The organism is Polynucleobacter sp. HIN8 (genome assembly GCF_030297615.1).
Lineage (GTDB): Bacteria > Pseudomonadota > Gammaproteobacteria > Burkholderiales > Burkholderiaceae > Polynucleobacter.
Map to the genome: position 1 here is coordinate 1,304,828 of NZ_AP028139.1, position 16,452 is coordinate 1,321,279.

16 protein-coding genes and 1 tRNA gene are annotated in these 16,452 nt (G+C 49.5%); all 17 read right to left on the reverse strand.

All coding sequences use genetic code 11. The features are described 5' to 3' along the window. Positions 1-2: 2 nt before the first annotated feature. Positions 3-2,360 (reverse strand): NADH-quinone oxidoreductase subunit NuoG, encoded by a 2,358-nt coding sequence (gene nuoG, locus QUE65_RS06865; RefSeq protein WP_286282477.1) that lies wholly within the window; start codon positions 2,358-2,360, stop codon positions 3-5. A gap of 17 nt (positions 2,361-2,377) precedes the next feature. After that, positions 2,378-3,682, reverse strand: a complete 1,305-nt coding sequence (gene nuoF, locus QUE65_RS06870; RefSeq protein WP_286280257.1) for an NADH-quinone oxidoreductase subunit NuoF — start codon at positions 3,680-3,682, stop codon at positions 2,378-2,380. Then, positions 3,679-4,191, reverse strand: coding sequence for an NADH-quinone oxidoreductase subunit NuoE (nuoE, locus tag QUE65_RS06875; RefSeq protein ID WP_286282479.1), 513 nt, complete (start codon positions 4,189-4,191; stop codon positions 3,679-3,681). The genes nuoF and nuoE overlap by 4 nt, the downstream gene beginning before the upstream one ends. A gap of 6 nt (positions 4,192-4,197) precedes the next feature. Next, positions 4,198-5,451 carry an NADH-quinone oxidoreductase subunit D gene (locus QUE65_RS06880; protein ID WP_286282481.1) on the reverse strand — a complete coding sequence of 418 codons (1,254 nt, stop codon included), beginning with the start codon at positions 5,449-5,451 and terminating at the stop codon, positions 4,198-4,200. Beyond that, a complete protein-coding gene (locus QUE65_RS06885; protein WP_215369255.1) occupies positions 5,444-6,049 on the reverse strand; it encodes an NADH-quinone oxidoreductase subunit C in 606 nt (201 codons plus the stop codon). The genes QUE65_RS06880 and QUE65_RS06885 overlap by 8 nt, the downstream gene beginning before the upstream one ends. 1 nt (position 6,050) lies before the next feature. Beyond that, positions 6,051-6,533: a NuoB/complex I 20 kDa subunit family protein gene (locus QUE65_RS06890; protein WP_108508733.1), complete on the reverse strand. Its 483-nt coding sequence runs from the start codon at positions 6,531-6,533 to the stop codon at positions 6,051-6,053. A gap of 6 nt (positions 6,534-6,539) precedes the next feature. Further along, positions 6,540-6,899 (reverse strand): NADH-quinone oxidoreductase subunit A, encoded by a 360-nt coding sequence (locus tag QUE65_RS06895; RefSeq protein WP_215369258.1) that lies wholly within the window; start codon positions 6,897-6,899, stop codon positions 6,540-6,542. A gap of 112 nt (positions 6,900-7,011) precedes the next feature. Next, positions 7,012-7,096, reverse strand: a tRNA-Leu gene (locus QUE65_RS06900). Positions 7,097-7,160: 64 nt separating this feature from the next. Beyond that, complete coding sequence (gene secG, locus QUE65_RS06905) at positions 7,161-7,523, reverse strand: preprotein translocase subunit SecG (RefSeq protein ID WP_286280259.1); 363 nt, start codon at positions 7,521-7,523, stop codon at positions 7,161-7,163. Between the two features lie 36 nt (positions 7,524-7,559). After that, positions 7,560-8,309 (reverse strand): triose-phosphate isomerase, encoded by a 750-nt coding sequence (tpiA, locus tag QUE65_RS06910; protein ID WP_286280260.1) that lies wholly within the window; start codon positions 8,307-8,309, stop codon positions 7,560-7,562. A gap of 10 nt (positions 8,310-8,319) precedes the next feature. After that, positions 8,320-9,318, reverse strand: a complete 999-nt coding sequence (locus QUE65_RS06915) for an NAD(P)H-quinone oxidoreductase (RefSeq protein WP_286280262.1) — start codon at positions 9,316-9,318, stop codon at positions 8,320-8,322. Between the two features lie 14 nt (positions 9,319-9,332). Beyond that, positions 9,333-11,474 carry a polyribonucleotide nucleotidyltransferase gene (pnp, locus tag QUE65_RS06920; RefSeq protein ID WP_286280263.1) on the reverse strand — a complete coding sequence of 714 codons (2,142 nt, stop codon included), beginning with the start codon at positions 11,472-11,474 and terminating at the stop codon, positions 9,333-9,335. Positions 11,475-11,698: 224 nt separating this feature from the next. Further along, positions 11,699-11,968 carry a 30S ribosomal protein S15 gene (gene rpsO / locus QUE65_RS06925; protein WP_108508739.1) on the reverse strand — a complete coding sequence of 90 codons (270 nt, stop codon included), beginning with the start codon at positions 11,966-11,968 and terminating at the stop codon, positions 11,699-11,701. A gap of 164 nt (positions 11,969-12,132) precedes the next feature. Beyond that, positions 12,133-13,680, reverse strand: a complete 1,548-nt coding sequence (locus QUE65_RS06930) for a 2-isopropylmalate synthase (RefSeq protein ID WP_286282483.1) — start codon at positions 13,678-13,680, stop codon at positions 12,133-12,135. A 193-nt stretch (positions 13,681-13,873) separates the two neighbouring features. Further along, complete coding sequence (gene pssA, locus QUE65_RS06935; RefSeq protein ID WP_458574748.1) at positions 13,874-14,749, reverse strand: CDP-diacylglycerol--serine O-phosphatidyltransferase; 876 nt, start codon at positions 14,747-14,749, stop codon at positions 13,874-13,876. A gap of 4 nt (positions 14,750-14,753) precedes the next feature. Further along, on the reverse strand, positions 14,754-15,401 hold the full coding sequence (locus tag QUE65_RS06940; protein WP_286280264.1) for a phosphatidylserine decarboxylase: 648 nt from the start codon (positions 15,399-15,401) through the stop codon (positions 14,754-14,756). 20 nt (positions 15,402-15,421) lie between these two features. Beyond that, a complete protein-coding gene (ilvC, locus tag QUE65_RS06945) occupies positions 15,422-16,438 on the reverse strand; it encodes a ketol-acid reductoisomerase (protein ID WP_215369283.1) in 1,017 nt (338 codons plus the stop codon). Positions 16,439-16,452: the final 14 nt, after the last annotated feature.

A 16,452-nucleotide genomic window follows, 5' to 3' on the forward strand; every position in this document is an offset into this window, starting at 1 on the left:
CCTTAAGCGCTCACCGTTGATTTAGAAAGGCTCACTTCACCAAACATCGATGCCAACTGCCCACTTAACTCTGTGGCAGTTGCGATGCGAACCACACCGTCTGCTAAGTCCGGTTGCAATAAAACGCTTGCCTCCACCGTATGGCCATTTTGGGCTAGTACCACGCGATCGCCGGCTTGCAAACTAAGTTGAGCCCAAAGGGTCTGCCCCACCCCAACCATGGTCGCATCTTTTGCATCACGGGTGCGTTGCAACGCAGGCGCCCGACGTACAATCGCGTCACTTGAGTAAATGGGTTGATCAGCAAGACGCTCGAGCGCTGCGGCAAGCGGAACACGCTGCTGGACTTCAGGGGTGGCTGTAAAACCATTGTTTAGCAGGTCCTGCACAGGCTTAGCGAAGGCATCGGCATAGACCTCCTCGGGCAGGTTATATAAAAAACCTTCGAGGTTTAGAAGACTTCCAAGTGCTCGGAGTACCTTCCATGCTGGTCTTGCATCGGCCAGTGGACGGACTGAAGGCTGGATCGTTTGCACCTGCCCTGCCATATTCACATAACTTCCAATGGTCTCGGTATAAGGTGTGATCGGCAAAATCACATCGGCTAACTCAAGTAAATCGGGGCTCGTATAGGCGCTCATCGCAATCACGGTGTCCGCAGCTTGCAAAGCAGAGCGTGTGTACTGTGGGTTGGGAAGGTCATTAAGCGGCTCGACATGCAACATTACGTAGGCGCGCGCCTTACTTTGTAATACGGTCTCGATGCTACCTTGATTTCCCTGTGTTGCACCAACCATCTGCGCAGCAACCGCATTGCCCCCTTCACACAAGAATCCAAAGGCGCATCCCGTATGCTTAGCAATAAACTCGGCGAGAACATGTAAATCAGAGGCGTTGGGATGAGCAATCGCTGATGATCCCAATAAGATGGCCTGCGGTTCCGGGCTCTCGAGTTTGATATTGCTGAGTAACTGATCTGCAATCGTTTGCGCTTCACGAGATATGCTCTTCATAGCAAGGCCGGATGGCGATGAAATGGATTTTGCTTGCGCAATCGCTTGGGCAATTTGACCCAATTGATCCACCCACTGACTGGGCTTCGATTTCAGATGGGCAGCAATCGGCATGAGCCAATCGTTTCCACCTGCATCAAGTCGATAAACCTTGAGACCCTGCTTGGTTGCCGTTCGTACCCGAGCGGCGATCAACGGTAGATCTTTACGTAAATGGCTACCGATCACTAGAACACGTTTGAGTTCACCGAGCTTGGCAATTGGCATGCCTAACCAAGGAAGTGCTGCAGATCCACGGGTATCGGTTTGGCGAAGGCGACTTTCAATCTGTTGACTTCCCAATCCGCGCATCACTTTTTGTAAGAGGTAAAGCTCTTCGGCACTTGCGATGGGATGAGCCAGTGCGGCTAATGCTTGGCTGCCGTGCTGCTTCTGAATATCACCTAAAGAGTGAACTACATAATCCAGAGCGGATTGCCAATCGGTCTCTAACCACTGCCCATTTTGTTTCACCATTGGCGTGGTTAAACGATCAGGGCTATTTAAACCTTCGTATGCAAAGCGGTCGCGGTCACTGATCCAGCACTCATTAATGGCCTCGTTCTCAAGTGCCACTACCCGCATCACGTGATTAGCCTTGGTTTGAACCGTGGTATTGGTACCCACGGCATCATGCGGGCTAATTGAGCGCTTGCGGACTAACTCCCAAGTGCGTGCGGCATACCGAAATGGCTTACTAGTCAAGGCGCCAACAGGACAGATATCAATCATGTTGCCTGAGAGCTCAGAGTCAACCGTTTGCCCTACAAAGGTCGTGATCTCTGAATGCTCACCGCGGTTAATCATGCCAAGCTCCATCACACCGGCAACCTCTTGCCCAAAGCGAACGCAGCGGGTGCAGTGAATGCAACGCGACATCTCTTCCATGGAAATGAGTGGTCCGACATTTTTATGAAAGACCACGCGTTTCTCTTCTTTGTAACGAGAGCTGGATTTGCCATAGCCAACGGCTAAATCTTGCAATTGGCATTCGCCACCTTGGTCGCAGATCGGGCAATCCAGTGGATGATTAATTAACAAAAACTCCATCACGGATTTTTGAGCCTCAACTGCCTTGGCCGAATGGGTAAACACCTTCATACCGGCCATCACGGGGGTAGCGCATGCCGGTAATGGCTTAGGCGCCTTCTCCACTTCAACTAAACACATCCGGCAGTTCGCTGCGATGCTCAGTTTCTTGTGATAACAAAAATGAGGAACATAGGTCCCCAACTTATTGGTGGCATGCATCACCATCGAGCCTTGCGGCACCTCAACGGGCTTACCGTCGACATGGATCTCGATCATGTTCACCGTACTCATGATTAGGCGGCCTTGGCAAATGAAGAGACCATGCAATGCTTATGCTCGACGTGGTAAGCAAACTCATCCATATAGTGTTTAAGCATTCCTTGAACCGGCATCGCAGCGGCATCACCTAAAGCACAGATCGTCCGCCCCTGAATATTTCCGGCAACGTCTTTGAGGAGATCCAAATCCTCTGGACGACCTTGGCCATGTTCAATGCGGTTAACGATGCGCCAGAGCCAACCCGTGCCTTCGCGGCAAGGCGTACATTGACCACACGACTCTTCGTGATAGAAATACGAGAGGCGCAACAAAGAGCGCACCATGCAACGGGTCTCATCCATGACGATCACCGCTCCAGAGCCAAGCATAGAGCCAGCCTTGGAGATCGCGTCGTAGTCCATTGTGATATCCATCATGATCTTGCCAGGCAAAACCGGAGCAGATGATCCTCCAGGAATCACGGCTTTGAGCTGCTTGCCATTGCGCATTCCACCGGCAAGCTTTAGCATCTCTGCAAAGGGTGTGCCCAGTGGAACTTCATAATTGCCTGGGTAAGTGACGTCTCCCGATACGGAGAATATTTTGGTACCGCCATTATTGGGTTTGCCCAATTTAAGGTAGGCCTCAGCGCCAATCGCAAGAATAAATGGTACGGCCGCAAAGGTCTCGGTGTTGTTAATGGTGGTTGGCTTACCATAAAGACCAAAGTTGGCTGGGAATGGTGGCTTAAAACGGGGCTGCCCTTTTTTGCCCTCAAGCGACTCCAAGAGCGCAGTTTCTTCACCACAAATATAGGCACCAAAACCAGGGGCAGCATGCAACTGGAAGTTAAACTCGGTTCCTAAAATCTTCTCGCCAAGATAGCCCGCAGCACGCGCTTGCTCAAGCGCTTCTTCAAAGCGATCGTAAACCTCCCAGATCTCACCGTGAATGTAGTTGTATCCAGTTGAGATTCCCATCGCGTAGGCACCAATGATCATGCCTTCAATCAGTGCATGGGGGTTGTAACGCATAATGTCGCGATCTTTAAATGTGCCAGGCTCACCCTCGTCGCTATTGCACACCAGATATTTATTGCCAGTGTAGTTTTTAGGCATGAAGCTCCACTTCAAGCCAGTTGGAAATCCAGCGCCACCGCGACCACGCAGTGATGATGCTTTGACTTCAGCAATCACAGCGTCCGGGGTGATCTTCTCAGTCAGAATCCGTCGTAACTGCTGATAACCACCGCGCGCCTCGTAATCCTTTAGGTGCCAGTTCTTACCATCGAGGCCAGCCAAAATTAAGGGCTTAATGTGACGACTATGCAAACTGGTCATACGCTCCCTCGCTTTGCTTGTGCACTCAATTCATCCAATAAGGTATCAATCTTTTCTTGGCTCATAAAACTACACATGCGGTGGTTGTTCACCAACATCACAGGTGAGTCGCCACAAGCGCCCATGCACTCACCCTCTTTTAGGGTGAAGGTTCCACATGGCGTGGTCTCATTGAAATTAATTCCAAGTTTTTTCTTAAGATAGTCGGCAGCCTCTTCACCGTGCGTAAGTTGACAAGGTAAATTGGTGCAGATCACAAGTTTGAACTTACCAATCGGCTTGGTCTCATACATGTTGTAGAAGGTCGCAACCTCCTCAACCGCAATCGTAGGCATCTCAAGAATCTGAGCAACTTCCGCAATAATCTCCGGCGATACCCAGCCATGCTCCGATTGCGCTGCAATCAAGCATGCCATCACCGCCGATTGTTTTTGCTCTGGCGGATACTTCGCAATATTGCGATCCATCTCAGCGCGGGTCTTAGCAGAAAAAAGTGATTGGGCTGTCATCATGATTTATCGATCGATCTCACCAAACACAATATCTTGCGTACCAATGATGGTGACCGCATCGGCAATCATATGCCCTCGTGACATCTCATCCATCGCGGCTAGATGCGCAAAGCCAGGTGCACGGATCTTTAAACGATAGGGTTTGTTGGCTCCATCTGAAATGGCGTAGATACCAAACTCACCCTTGGGATGCTCAACCGCTGCATAGGCTTCACCCGCAGGTACATGAATGCCCTCTGTAAAGAGCTTGAAATGATGGATCAATTCTTCCATATTGGTTTTCATATCAACACGCTTTGGTGGGGCTACTTTGTGGTTATCACTCATCACTGGGCCTGGATTGGCACGTAACCACTTCACGCATTGCTGGATGATGCGATTGGATTGGCGCATCTCTTCCATGCGCACTAGATAGCGGTCGTAGCTATCGCCATTGACTCCCACTGGAATATCAAAATCCAATTGGTCATAGACTTCATACGGTTGTTTCTTACGTAAGTCCCAAGCAAAACCGGAACCACGCAACATTGGTCCAGTAAAGCCCATCTGCAGTGCACGCTCGGGTGAGACCACACCAATACCAACCAAGCGTTGCTTCCAGATACGGTTATCGGTCAATAAATTGTTGTACTCATCCACATTCGCAGGGAAGCGATTACTAAAGTCTTCAATGAAATCCAATAACGATCCGCTGCGCGTCTCATTTAGGCGCTTTACAGCCTGATCACTCCGAATCGCTGACTTGGCGTATTGCGGCATCTTCTCAGGCAAATCGCGATAGACGCCGCCGGGACGATAGTAGGCTGCATGCATACGCGCACCGGATACTGCCTCATACATATCAAAAATATCTTCGCGATCACGGAAGGCATATAAGAAGATTGCCATCGCACCAACGTCAAGACCATGGCAGCCAACCCAGAGCAAGTGATTAAGTAGACGGGTGAGCTCATCAAACATCACGCGGATGTACTGAGCGCGCACTGGCACTTCTACATCTAAGAGTTTCTCAATGGCCATGACATAGGCATGCTCGTTGACCATCATCGATACGTAATCCAGACGATCCATATACGGTACGCTCTGAATCCAAGTGCGGGTCTCAGCAAGTTTTTCGGTCGCACGATGCAATAAGCCAATATGCGGATCAGCGCGTTGGATCACCTCGCCATCAAGCTCCAGCACTAAACGTAATACACCGTGAGCCGCAGGATGCTGAGGACCAAAGTTCAGGGTGTAGTTCTTAATCTCAGCCATTTGCCAAGCCACCATACTGTTCTTCACGAATCACGCGTGGGGTTACCTCACGCGGATCAATCGTGACTGGCTGATACACCACCCGCTTTAACTCTGGGTCATAGCGCATCTCAACATGGCCCGAGATTGGGAAATCTTTACGGAATGGATGACCAATAAAGCCATAATCGGTCAGGATGCGGCGCAGGTCCTCATGACCATCAAACAAGATACCAAAGAGATCAAAAGCCTCGCGTTCAAACCAATTGGCCGAGTTCCAAATCGGAACCATGGATGCCACCAATGGGTAATCGTCGTCTGGAGCAAATACCCGAATCCGTAGACGCAAATTATGTTTAATCGACAGCAAGTGACTAACGACTGCAAAACGTGGTCCACTCCAAGTGCCATCGGCATAGTCTTTGTAATCAACCCCGCATAAGTCAATGAGCTGCTCAAAGGCTAAACTCGGATCGTCTCGCAAAAGTTTTGCTGACTCGGCATAGCTTGCGTGATGCAAAACAATCGTTAACTCACGATGATCGATTGTGGCACTCTGGATACGGTTTCCTAAAACACGATCGAGTTGCTGACGGAGTTGCAAAAGACGCTCACTCATCTCAGCCCTTCCTTGCAATCGTACTCGTGCGGCCAATCTTAGCCTGCAGCTGAATAATGCCGTAGATCAGAGCTTCTGCGGTTGGCGGACAGCCGGGCACGTACACATCCACTGGGACGATGCGATCGCAACCACGCACCACCGAGTAAGAGTAGTGATAGTAACCGCCGCCATTAGCGCATGAACCCATCGATATCACCCAGCGCGGTTCTGGCATCTGGTCATAGACTTTGCGTAGGGCTGGAGCCATCTTGTTACATAAAGTACCCGCCACAATCATCAGATCGGATTGACGTGGCGATGGACGAAACACGACCCCGAATCGATCAAGGTCGTAGCGCGATGCGCCAGCATGCATCATCTCGACCGCGCAACAGGCTAAGCCAAAGGTCATCGGCCAAAGCGAACCGGTCCTGGTCCAATTAATTAACTGGTCAGCCGAGGTAGTAACAAAACCTTGTTTTAGAACACCTTCAAGAGCCATCGACGTTCACTCCCAATCCAGGGCGCCCTTTTTCCAGATATATGCAAAACCAACAATAAATTCGAGCAGGAAAATTGCCATGGCAATATATCCCTCCCAACCAATATCCCTCAAGGCAATGCCCCAAGGAAATAAAAATGCAGTTTCTAAATCAAATAGGATAAAGAGGATGGCGATCAAGTAATAACGCACATCGAATTTCATACGAGCGTCTTCGAAGGCTTCAAAGCCGCACTCGTAGGGAGAATCTTTTTCTGAATAGGATTTGGAGGGGGCTAAAACTTTACCTAACACAATAGGGGCAAGACCGACGCCGAGACCAACGAGAATAAACAACAGTACTGGGAAGTAATTTGAAAGGTTCAACTTCTTCTATCCTGTGTCAGATTTCCAAACGTTCGAATTATCAACGACTTTCATTTTGGGACTCTTGATTTACAACAATAAGACAAGAATTCCCGACCAAACTAATCCACTTTGGTGCCGACGGCGAGACTCGAACTCGCACAGCCTAAGCCACTACCCCCTCAAGATAGCGTGTCTACCAATTTCACCACGTCGGCATCTTGGAAAAGCCCTACAACAACCCTCAATTCTACCGCATTGCACCTTCCAAAAAGGTGCAAATTAGCGAGGTACAACCGGTTTACTCGGTTCTGAACTTGCCCCATTTGCTGGCGCAGCACCACCTTGCTGGGAAGGGGCGACCGTCGGTAAGGTTGAATTAGACATAACCCCTGACTCAACAGGCTTTTTAGTGCCCAACCACGTAATCCCTAGGGTGCTCACGAAAAAGATCACCGCAAAAATAGCGGTAGTACGCGATAGGAAGTTTGAAGATCCAGTTGCGCCAAAGAGGCTTCCTGAGGAACCAGAGCCAAATGCGGCACCCATATCGGCACCCTTACCTTGCTGAATCAAGACCAAGCCAATAATGGCTAATGCAGAAATTACTTGCAGGACCACGAATAAAGTTTTAAGCCATTCCATATCTGTTCTCCATATCACCGTTCATCATGCAATCCGTCAAGCCCGACAAATTGCTAAAAACTCCTTGGCATCTAACGATGCGCCGCCTACCAACGCCCCATCGATATCGGGCATCGCAAAAAGCTCCGTAGCGTTATCGGCCCGGACACTGCCTCCGTAAACAATCCCAATATGAGACGCTACGTCATCATCAAACTCGGCTAACTGCAAACGAATCGCTCGGTGCATGTCTTGGGCCATTTGCGCACTCGCAACCTTACCGGTACCAATCGCCCAAATTGGTTCGTATGCAATCAAGCAATCCACCAAGCGGTCCTGCAAGGTGCTGACTTGACTAGCAACTTGTCGCCTAACCACCTCCACTGCGCGCCCTGAATTTCGTTCATCGGCGGTCTCACCAACGCAAATAATCGGGGTCAACTCATGGTCTAAAGCCTGCTCTGCTTTGAGGGCAATGCTCTCATTAGCCTCGCCGTATTGCATGCGACGCTCCGAGTGACCGACGATCACAAAGCGAACGCCCATCTCCTGCAACATACTTGCACTCACCTCGCCCGTGTATGGCCCCGATGCATAAGCAGACACGTCCTGCGCCCCTAGCTGAAGCTGCGAACTTCCTAAATAATGACTGCATTCTTGCAAATACGGAAAAGGCACGCACACACCAAAACGCCGTCCAGCCGGCATACCCTGTTGCATTTCCTCAATAACCGTTTGCATCCAATTCCGATTACTGCGAACACTGCCATTCATCTTCCAATTACCGATGACCGTCAATGCGCGCATACTAAACCTCTTACACCGTTAAAACAATTTTTCCAACATGCTCGCTCGATTCCATCAGTCGATGTGCATCGGCGGCTTGCTCTAAGGAAAATGTTTTATAAATCACTGGTTTTAATTGGCCAGAATTGAGTAGAGGCCAAACCGATTGATATAACTCTTTCGCAATTTGATGCTTAAAGGCAACGGGTCTCGGACGCAAGGTGGATCCCGTAATTGATAAGCGGCGACGTAATATCTGTGCAGTATTCACTTCGGCCTTTGAACCGCCCATAATAGCGATCACCACAATGCGACCATCATCGGCCAAGCAATCAATCTCGCGCTGCAAATACGTGCCAGTAACCATGTCCAAAATCACATCGACGCCCTTACCATTCGTGGCTTTCTTAACCTCCTCCACAAAATCTTGGGTTTTGTAGTTGATCGCTAGATCGGCACCTAATTGTGTACACGCTGCGCACTTTTCATCGCTTCCAGCAGTAACAAACACCCGGTGACCGAATGCTTTGGCAATGAGAATCGCAGTCACTCCAATGCCACTTGAGCCTCCTTGCACCAACAAGGTCTCGCCTTTACTCAAATGGCCCCGTTGAAAGACGTTGCTCCATACAGTAAAGAAGGTTTCAGGTAAGGAAGCTGCCTCGATATCAGTAAAGCCATTTGGATAGGGCAAGCATTGCGCAATTGGGGCGGTACATAAATCGGCATACCCACCGCCTTGCACCAAAGCACAAACTTTATCGCCCAGCTTTAAACCGAAGGTGTTATCGGGATGAGCTAGATCACCCCCAATAATCTCTCCAGCCACTTCAAGGCCAGGGATATCCGATGCGCCTGGAGGAACGGGGTAATGACCTTTTCGCTGCAAGACATCTGGACGATTAATACCAGCCGCCTTCACCCGAATTAAGACCTCACCGGAGCCCGAACCAGGCACAGATGGATCTGGACGCTCAGCTTTGACCAACATTTCTGGAGCGCCATACTCCCGAATCTCCATCACACGCATCGCAATACTCCCGCTTAAACAGTCTCGTTTGGACTATCGCTTGCCTGAGCATCCGCTGCACCAGACTCTGGGGACAGCAGGGCTTTCATGGACAAACGTAAGCGGCCGCGCTCATCGGCTGCGAGTAATTTCACACGCACAACCTGACCCTCTTGCAAGAAGTCTTTGACATCTTTCACGCGCTCAGTCGAGATCTCGGAGATATGTAAGAGTCCATCTTTGCCGGGCAGGATGTTCACAAGGGCTCCGAACTCAAGTAACTTCACTACAGGGCCCTCATAGACCTTCCCAACTTCGGCTTCAGCGGTAATGCCTTCAATCTTGGCTTTTGCTTGCGCCATACCTTCCGCGCTTGTCGAAGCAATAGTAACCGTACCATCATCTTTGATATCGATGCTGCAACCGGTCTCTTTGGTCAGCGCCTGAATCGTTGCACCGCCCTTACCAATGACTTCACGAATCTTGTCTGGATGAATCTTAAAAGTTACCATGCGTGGTGCGTGCTCAGAAAGTTCGGTGCGCACAGAGCTCATGGCTTCTTGCATCTTGCTCAGAATATGCAAGCGACCCTCTTGGGCCTGAGCCAAAGCAACTTGCATAATTTCTTTGGTAATTCCCTGAACTTTAATGTCCATCTGCAAAGCCGTAATCCCGTTGGCGGTACCGGCTACCTTGAAGTCCATATCACCCAAGTGATCTTCATCACCCAAGATATCGGTTAATACCGCAAAGCGATTACCATCCAAAATCAGTCCCATAGCCACTCCGGCCACATGCGCTTTCACCGGAACGCCAGCATCCATCAGAGCCAAGCAACCACCGCATACCGAGGCCATTGATGACGAACCATTGGATTCCGTAATCTCAGAAACCAAACGAATGCTGTAGGCAAACTCTTCCATACTTGGCAATACCGGCACTAAGGCGCGCTTTGCTAAACGGCCGTGACCAATCTCGCGACGCTTAGGGGTACCAACGCGACCAGTCTCACCGGTTGCAAATGGAGGCATGTTGTAGTGGAACATAAAGCGATCGCGGTACTCACCTTCGAGCGCATCAATGATTTGCTCATCGCGCGCAGTTCCAAGAGTTGCAACCACTAAGGCTTGAGTCTCACCACGGGTAAAGAGTGCGGAGCCGTGGGTACGAGGCAATACGCCATTACGAATTTCAATGGGGCGTACGGTTCGGGTATCGCGACCATCAATACGTGGCTCGCCATTAAGAATTTGGCTACGCACGATCTTTGCTTCAATCTCAAACAAGAGATTACCAACTTCGACTTCATTCACCTCACCCTCAGCAGCTAACTGAGTCATGACATTGGCAACCACTTCTTTAATCTTGGTAGAGCGGGCTTGCTTTTGACGAATTTGATACGCATCGCGCAATGGGCCTTCGGCCAAGCTTTGTAACTTCGCAATCAAGGCATCATTCTTTGCGGCAGGCTTCCAATCCCACTCGGGCTTGCCCGCATCGCGCACGAGTTCCTGGATTGCATTAATTGCAATTTGCGACTGCTCGTGACCATAAACTACAGCACCCAACATTACGGACTCAGATAACTGCTGTGCTTCAGACTCCACCATCAGCACTGCTGCCTGAGTACCCGCCACGATCAAATCGAGTTCACTCGTTGTTTGCTCGCTGCGATTCGGATTAAGCAAATACTGACCATCACGATAACCAACGCGCGCTGCGCCCATCGGACCATTAAATGGAATACCCGAAATCGCCAAGGCTGCAGACGATGCGATCAAAGCAGGAATATCGGCAGGCACATCAGGATTAATTGACATCACATGCACGACTACCTGAACTTCGTTATAGAACCCCTCAGGAAATAATGGGCGAATCGGACGATCAATTAAACGTGAGATTAAAGTCTCGCCTTCCGACGGACGTCCCTCACGACGAAAGAATCCACCAGGGATCTTGCCAGCTGAATAGGTCTTCTCGATATAGTCAACCGTTAAGGGGAAAAAGTCTTGACCCTCTTTGGCGGTTTTAGCACCGACTACCGTAGCAAGCACCACGGTGTCGTCCATATTAAGAAGTACCGCGCCACTCGATTGGCGAGCAATCTCACCGGTTTCCATCGTGACCGTGTGTTGGCCCCATTGAAACGTTTTTACAACTTTATGAAACATTGACATCTTTTTTTCTCCAAACATACACACCGCGGATCCACAGCGCCGCGGTATCACTGGAGTGATTGGTTGATGAACCCAATTGGGATGCCATTCCAGTGCACCTCTTTAAAAAGAAGTGCATTGGAATGACACGATCCCTAGAAGCCGGTCATCTTGAACCACTCAAAGTAGAGCCTTGCCCGTTTGGCAACACCCTACTTCATTGCAATGCTGACAAAAACAAGAAATTACTTACGTAAACCTAGTTTGTCGATCAGCGCGCGATAACGGTCCAGATCCTTGCTCTTGAGGTAATCCAAGAGACGGCGACGGCGCGAGACCATTTTCAACAAGCCACGACGGCTGTGATGATCTTTTGCATTTGCCTTGAAATGGGGGGTAAGTTCATTGATACGAGCAGTTAATAACGCCACCTGAACTTCGGGGCTACCCGTATCGTTTGCGCCACGCGCGTTTTGTTTGACGATTTCCGCCTTATTAATGTCTGCAACTGCCATTTTCATACTCCATACGTGCGGTCACTCAAGCTTGCACCTGATATGCCGTGTTAATAAAAAGCTTTATAAATCAAAGCTTCAGCATTCTAACAGACCGCGGTCTGCCAATGCATACCAAGCGGCCTACTAGTAAATAAGTTTATATAAATCAATAACTTATGATTTTAAGGTGCCATTTGGGCATTCAGTTTCATGGCACTTGGATCGTGTAATTTATTTAATGCCGCCAAATAAGCCTTGGCGGAGGCAGCAATAATGTCTGGATCCATTCCCACGCCGTTCACAATCCGCCCTCCCTTAGAGAGACGGACCGTGACCTCCCCCTGCGACTCAGTGCCGGACGTAATGGCATTGACCGAGTAGAGCAATAGCTCAGCACCACTTTGCACCTTACTCTCAATGGCGTGCAAAGTAGCATCAACCGGACCATTGCCTTGGGCTTCAGAGTGCACGTCGTGACCACCCATCTTAAATACCACCTTAGCAGATGGCTTTTCACCGGTCTCGGAGTGCTGGTTCAATGAAATAAAGCTAAAGTGCTCACTTTGATCAGCTACCGAAGAATCCGACATCAAGGAAATAATATCTTCATCAAAAATCTCGGCTTTTTGATCGGCTAAAGCCTTAAAGCGAGCAAATGCATCATTGAGTTCACTCTCCGACTCCAGCACCACACCTAACTCAGAAATACGTTGTTTGAAGGCATTCCGACCGGATAACTTACCAAGCACGATGCGATTGGTTGCCCAGCCCACATCTTCAGCACGCATAATCTCGTAAGTATCACGAGCCTTCAATACACCATCTTGATGGATACCCGATGCATGAGCAAAGGCATTGGCGCCAACCACGGCTTTATTCGGCTGCACCACAAAGCCGGTGATTTGCGAAACTAATTTAGAAGCCGGTACGATTTGTTTGGTATCGATCCCCACTTCCAACCTAAAGAAATCCTTGCGAGTACGAACTGCCATCACAATTTCTTCTAAGGAAGTATTACCTGCCCGCTCGCCCAGACCATTAATCGTGCACTCTACCTGACGGGCACCACCAATGTGGACGCCGGCTAACGAGTTGGCCACACCCATCCCTAAATCGTTATGGCAATGCACGGACCAAATCGCTTTATCCGAGTTCGGAATCCGAGTACGCAAAGTTTTAATGAACTCGCCATAGAGTTCGGGGACAGCATATCCAACCGTATCAGGAACGTTTATCGTAGTTGCGCCTTCAGCTATGACTGCCTCTAGGACTCGGCACAAGAAGTCCATATCCGAACGGTAACCATCCTCTGGAGAGAACTCAATATCCCCCGCCAAATTTCTGGCAAAGCGGATGGACTTTTTTGCTTGCTCATACACCTGCTCCGGGGTCATGCGCAATTTCTTTTCCATATGCAAAGCGCTAGTGGCCAAGAACACATGAATGCGTTTTGCGTTAGCTGCCTTTAGGGCATCAGAGGCCCGAGTAATATCAGTCTCATTGGCACGTGCGAGGGAACACACCACTGAATCCTTCACCGCTGCAGCAACCGCAGAGATTGCTGCAAAGTCACCCTCTGAGCTAGCCGCAAAGCCGGCCTCGATCACATCAACTCGTAAGCGTTCAAGTTGACGTGCAATCCGCACCTTCTCATCTCGAGTCATGGATGCACCAGGCGACTGCTCACCGTCACGTAAGGTGGTATCAAAAATAATTAATCGATCACTCATCATTGATTCCTTCTTTAATAATCCAATGCTCCGTTTTCTAAAACAAAAACCCCAGCAATTTAGCTGGGGCTGGTTTGCGAACTTAGTGCCTTACTTCATGTGTCTAAGCGCGACCCGCCCCGAGCCGAAGGCCCAGTGCTAGAAGAAGTAGCAGTGCACTTAATTGGTTCATCATGGAAATAATATACCGCATTTACTCGGACTTAGCTGAATCTGTGGTTTCTCCACCAATCCGACGGCCCATCGCCCGCTCCCACATCCACAATACATAGCCAGACAGGGAATACACCACAAAGAGGCCAAACAGAGTTAGGGGTGGGTTTGAAGAAATCAAGACAAAACCCAAGATCAAAAGAACCATAACCCAGAAAGGCACACGGTAACGAATATCCAAGGCCTTACCGCTGTAGAAACGAGCATTCGAAACCATGGTTAGTCCTGCATAAATCGTAATGAAAAAGGTGACTAATGGAATTGCTGAATCCTTCACGGGTATCTTGTTATCGTCTGCCAACCAAATGAAACCAGCCAAGAGCGCTGCGGCCGCAGGGCTTGGCAAACCCTGGAAAAACTTTTTATCAACCACACCAATATTGGCATTAAAGCGGGCTAGACGAAGTGCGGCGCCAGCACAGTAGGTAAATGCTGCTAACCAGCCCCACTTGCCCAGATCTTTTAAAACCCACTCATAGGCCACCAACGCTGGGGCCACCCCAAATGAGACCATGTCTGCCAAAGAATCGTATTGCTCACCAAACGCACTTTGCGTATTGGTCATTCGCGCAATTCGGCCATCCATGCCATCAAGAACCAGTGAAGAAAAGACCGCAATCGCTGCGATCTCAAAACGATGGTTCATGGCGTTCACAATGGCAAAGAACCCACAAAATAATGCCGCCGTGGTGAATAAATTCGGTAATAAGTAAATCCCTTTGTTCCGAGGCCTTGGTGGATCTTCGATCAGATCATCCTCGTGCGACTCATCGGCCGAGCTCCAGTCATCACGCCGTGTATTTTTACTCCGCAGAAAACGGGGGCGGCCCATTCGGAACTTACGACGCGAAGTCATGTTGCTAATCTAATCCTGGTAAGCGAGCTAGCGCAGTATTGGTAGCAAAAACTTTTTCACCGACGCTAACCAAGGGCTCAGCATCTAAAGGCAAATACACATCAACCCGGGAACCAAAGCGAATAAAGCCATAACGTTCCCCGCGCTTCACACGATCATTAATGTGGATGTAGCACAAAATCCGACGAGCAATTAAACCGGCGATTTGCACTAGGGTGATGGTCTTGCCATTGGCATCGATCACGACCGCATTGCGCTCATTCTCCGTTGAAGCCTTGTCAATACTGGCGTTAAAGAACTTGCCTGGAAAATAGGTAACCTGCTTAATCAGTCCATTCACCGCAGACCGATTGGAGTGCACATTAAAGACATTCATGAACACACTAATCTTTAGGGCTTCCCGATTGGCATAGGGATCATGGGCTTTCTCAACCACCACAATGCGCCCATCCGCTGGCGATAAAACAAGATCCTTACCAAGAGGCGCGATTCGTTGTGGATCACGAAAGAACTGCAGCGTGAAGATGAAGAATAGCCATAACGGCCAAGACCAGAAAAAACCGGCATAGCGATGGACCACAAAAGCCAAAACCCCAATCACAACTAAATAGAGCCAGCCCTCTTTGGCAATGATGGGGTGTGGATACATCATCGGATGATTACCTTCTGAACTTAGTTCTTCGATTGGTCAACGAGTTTGTTTTTCGCAATCCAAGGCATCATGGCGCGCAATTTCGCACCCACAACTTCAATCTCATGATCAGCGGTCAAACGGCGACGTGAAATCAGGGTGGGTGCACCAGCACGATTTTCAAGGATGAAGCTCTTGGCATACTCACCCGTCTGAATATCATGCAAGGCTTTACGCATCGCATTCTTGGTGTCCTCAGTCACAATCCTTGGACCGGTGACGTACTCACCATACTCGGCATTGTTTGAAATCGAGTAGTTCATGTTGGCGATACCGCCTTCATAAATGAGGTCCACAATTAACTTCAACTCATGCAGGCACTCAAAATAGGCCATCTCCGGGGCATAACCGGCCTCAACCAAGGTTTCATATCCAGCTTTAATTAACTCCACAGTACCGCCGCATAAGACAGCTTGCTCACCAAACAAATCGGTTTCGGTCTCTTCACGGAAATTGGTCTCAATCACGCCAGCACGGCCACCGCCATTAGCAGTTGCATAAGACAGTGCTAAATCACGTGCTGAGCCCGACTTGTCTTGATAGACCGCGATCAAATGGGGTACGCCACCGCCTTGGGTGTATGTGCTACGAACGGTATGGCCTGGTGCCTTCGGAGCAATCATGATGACATCCAAATCGGCGCGAGGAATCACTTGACCGTAATGGACATTAAAACCGTGGGCGAACGCTAAGGCGGCGCCTTGTTTGATGTTGGCATGTACTTCGTTCTTGTAGACTTCGGCAATTTGCTCATCGGGCAACAGCATCATCACAACGTCTGCGTCTTTCACTGCCTCAGCAACTTCTTTGACTTGTAAACCGGCATTGGCCGCTTTTTTCCACGATGCGCCATCTTTACGCAAACCCACGGTGACCTTCACGCCAGAGTCATTCAAGTTTTGCGCATGGGCATGACCCTGTGAGCCATAACCAATAATGGTGACTTTTTTACCTTTGATCAGGGACAGATCGGCGTCCTTGTCATAAAAAACTTTCATACGATTTCCTTAAA

Coding starts and splice junctions, on each gene's coding strand:
- nuoG (WP_286282477.1), bottom strand. CDS start 2,360: ATGATCGAGATCCATGTCGACGGTAAGCCCGTTGAGGTGCCGCAAGGC.
- nuoF (WP_286280257.1), bottom strand. CDS start 3,682: ATGACCAGTTTGCATAGTCGTCACATTAAGCCCTTAATTTTGGCTGGC.
- nuoE (WP_286282479.1), bottom strand. CDS start 4,191: ATGACAGCCCAATCACTTTTTTCTGCTAAGACCCGCGCTGAGATGGAT.
- QUE65_RS06880 (WP_286282481.1), bottom strand. CDS start 5,451: ATGGCTGAGATTAAGAACTACACCCTGAACTTTGGTCCTCAGCATCCT.
- QUE65_RS06885 (WP_215369255.1), bottom strand. CDS start 6,049: ATGAGTGAGCGTCTTTTGCAACTCCGTCAGCAACTCGATCGTGTTTTA.
- QUE65_RS06890 (WP_108508733.1), bottom strand. CDS start 6,533: ATGGCTCTTGAAGGTGTTCTAAAACAAGGTTTTGTTACTACCTCGGCT.
- secG (WP_286280259.1), bottom strand. CDS start 7,523: ATGGAATGGCTTAAAACTTTATTCGTGGTCCTGCAAGTAATTTCTGCA.
- tpiA (WP_286280260.1), bottom strand. CDS start 8,309: ATGCGCGCATTGACGGTCATCGGTAATTGGAAGATGAATGGCAGTGTT.
- QUE65_RS06915 (WP_286280262.1), bottom strand. CDS start 9,318: ATGCGTGTGATGGAGATTCGGGAGTATGGCGCTCCAGAAATGTTGGTC.
- pnp (WP_286280263.1), bottom strand. CDS start 11,474: ATGTCAATGTTTCATAAAGTTGTAAAAACGTTTCAATGGGGCCAACAC.
- rpsO (WP_108508739.1), bottom strand. CDS start 11,968: ATGGCAGTTGCAGACATTAATAAGGCGGAAATCGTCAAACAAAACGCG.
- QUE65_RS06930 (WP_286282483.1), bottom strand. CDS start 13,680: ATGAGTGATCGATTAATTATTTTTGATACCACCTTACGTGACGGTGAG.
- pssA (WP_458574748.1), bottom strand. CDS start 14,749: ATGACTTCGCGTCGTAAGTTCCGAATGGGCCGCCCCCGTTTTCTGCGG.
- QUE65_RS06940 (WP_286280264.1), bottom strand. CDS start 15,401: ATGATGTATCCACACCCCATCATTGCCAAAGAGGGCTGGCTCTATTTA.
- ilvC (WP_215369283.1), bottom strand. CDS start 16,438: ATGAAAGTTTTTTATGACAAGGACGCCGATCTGTCCCTGATCAAAGGT.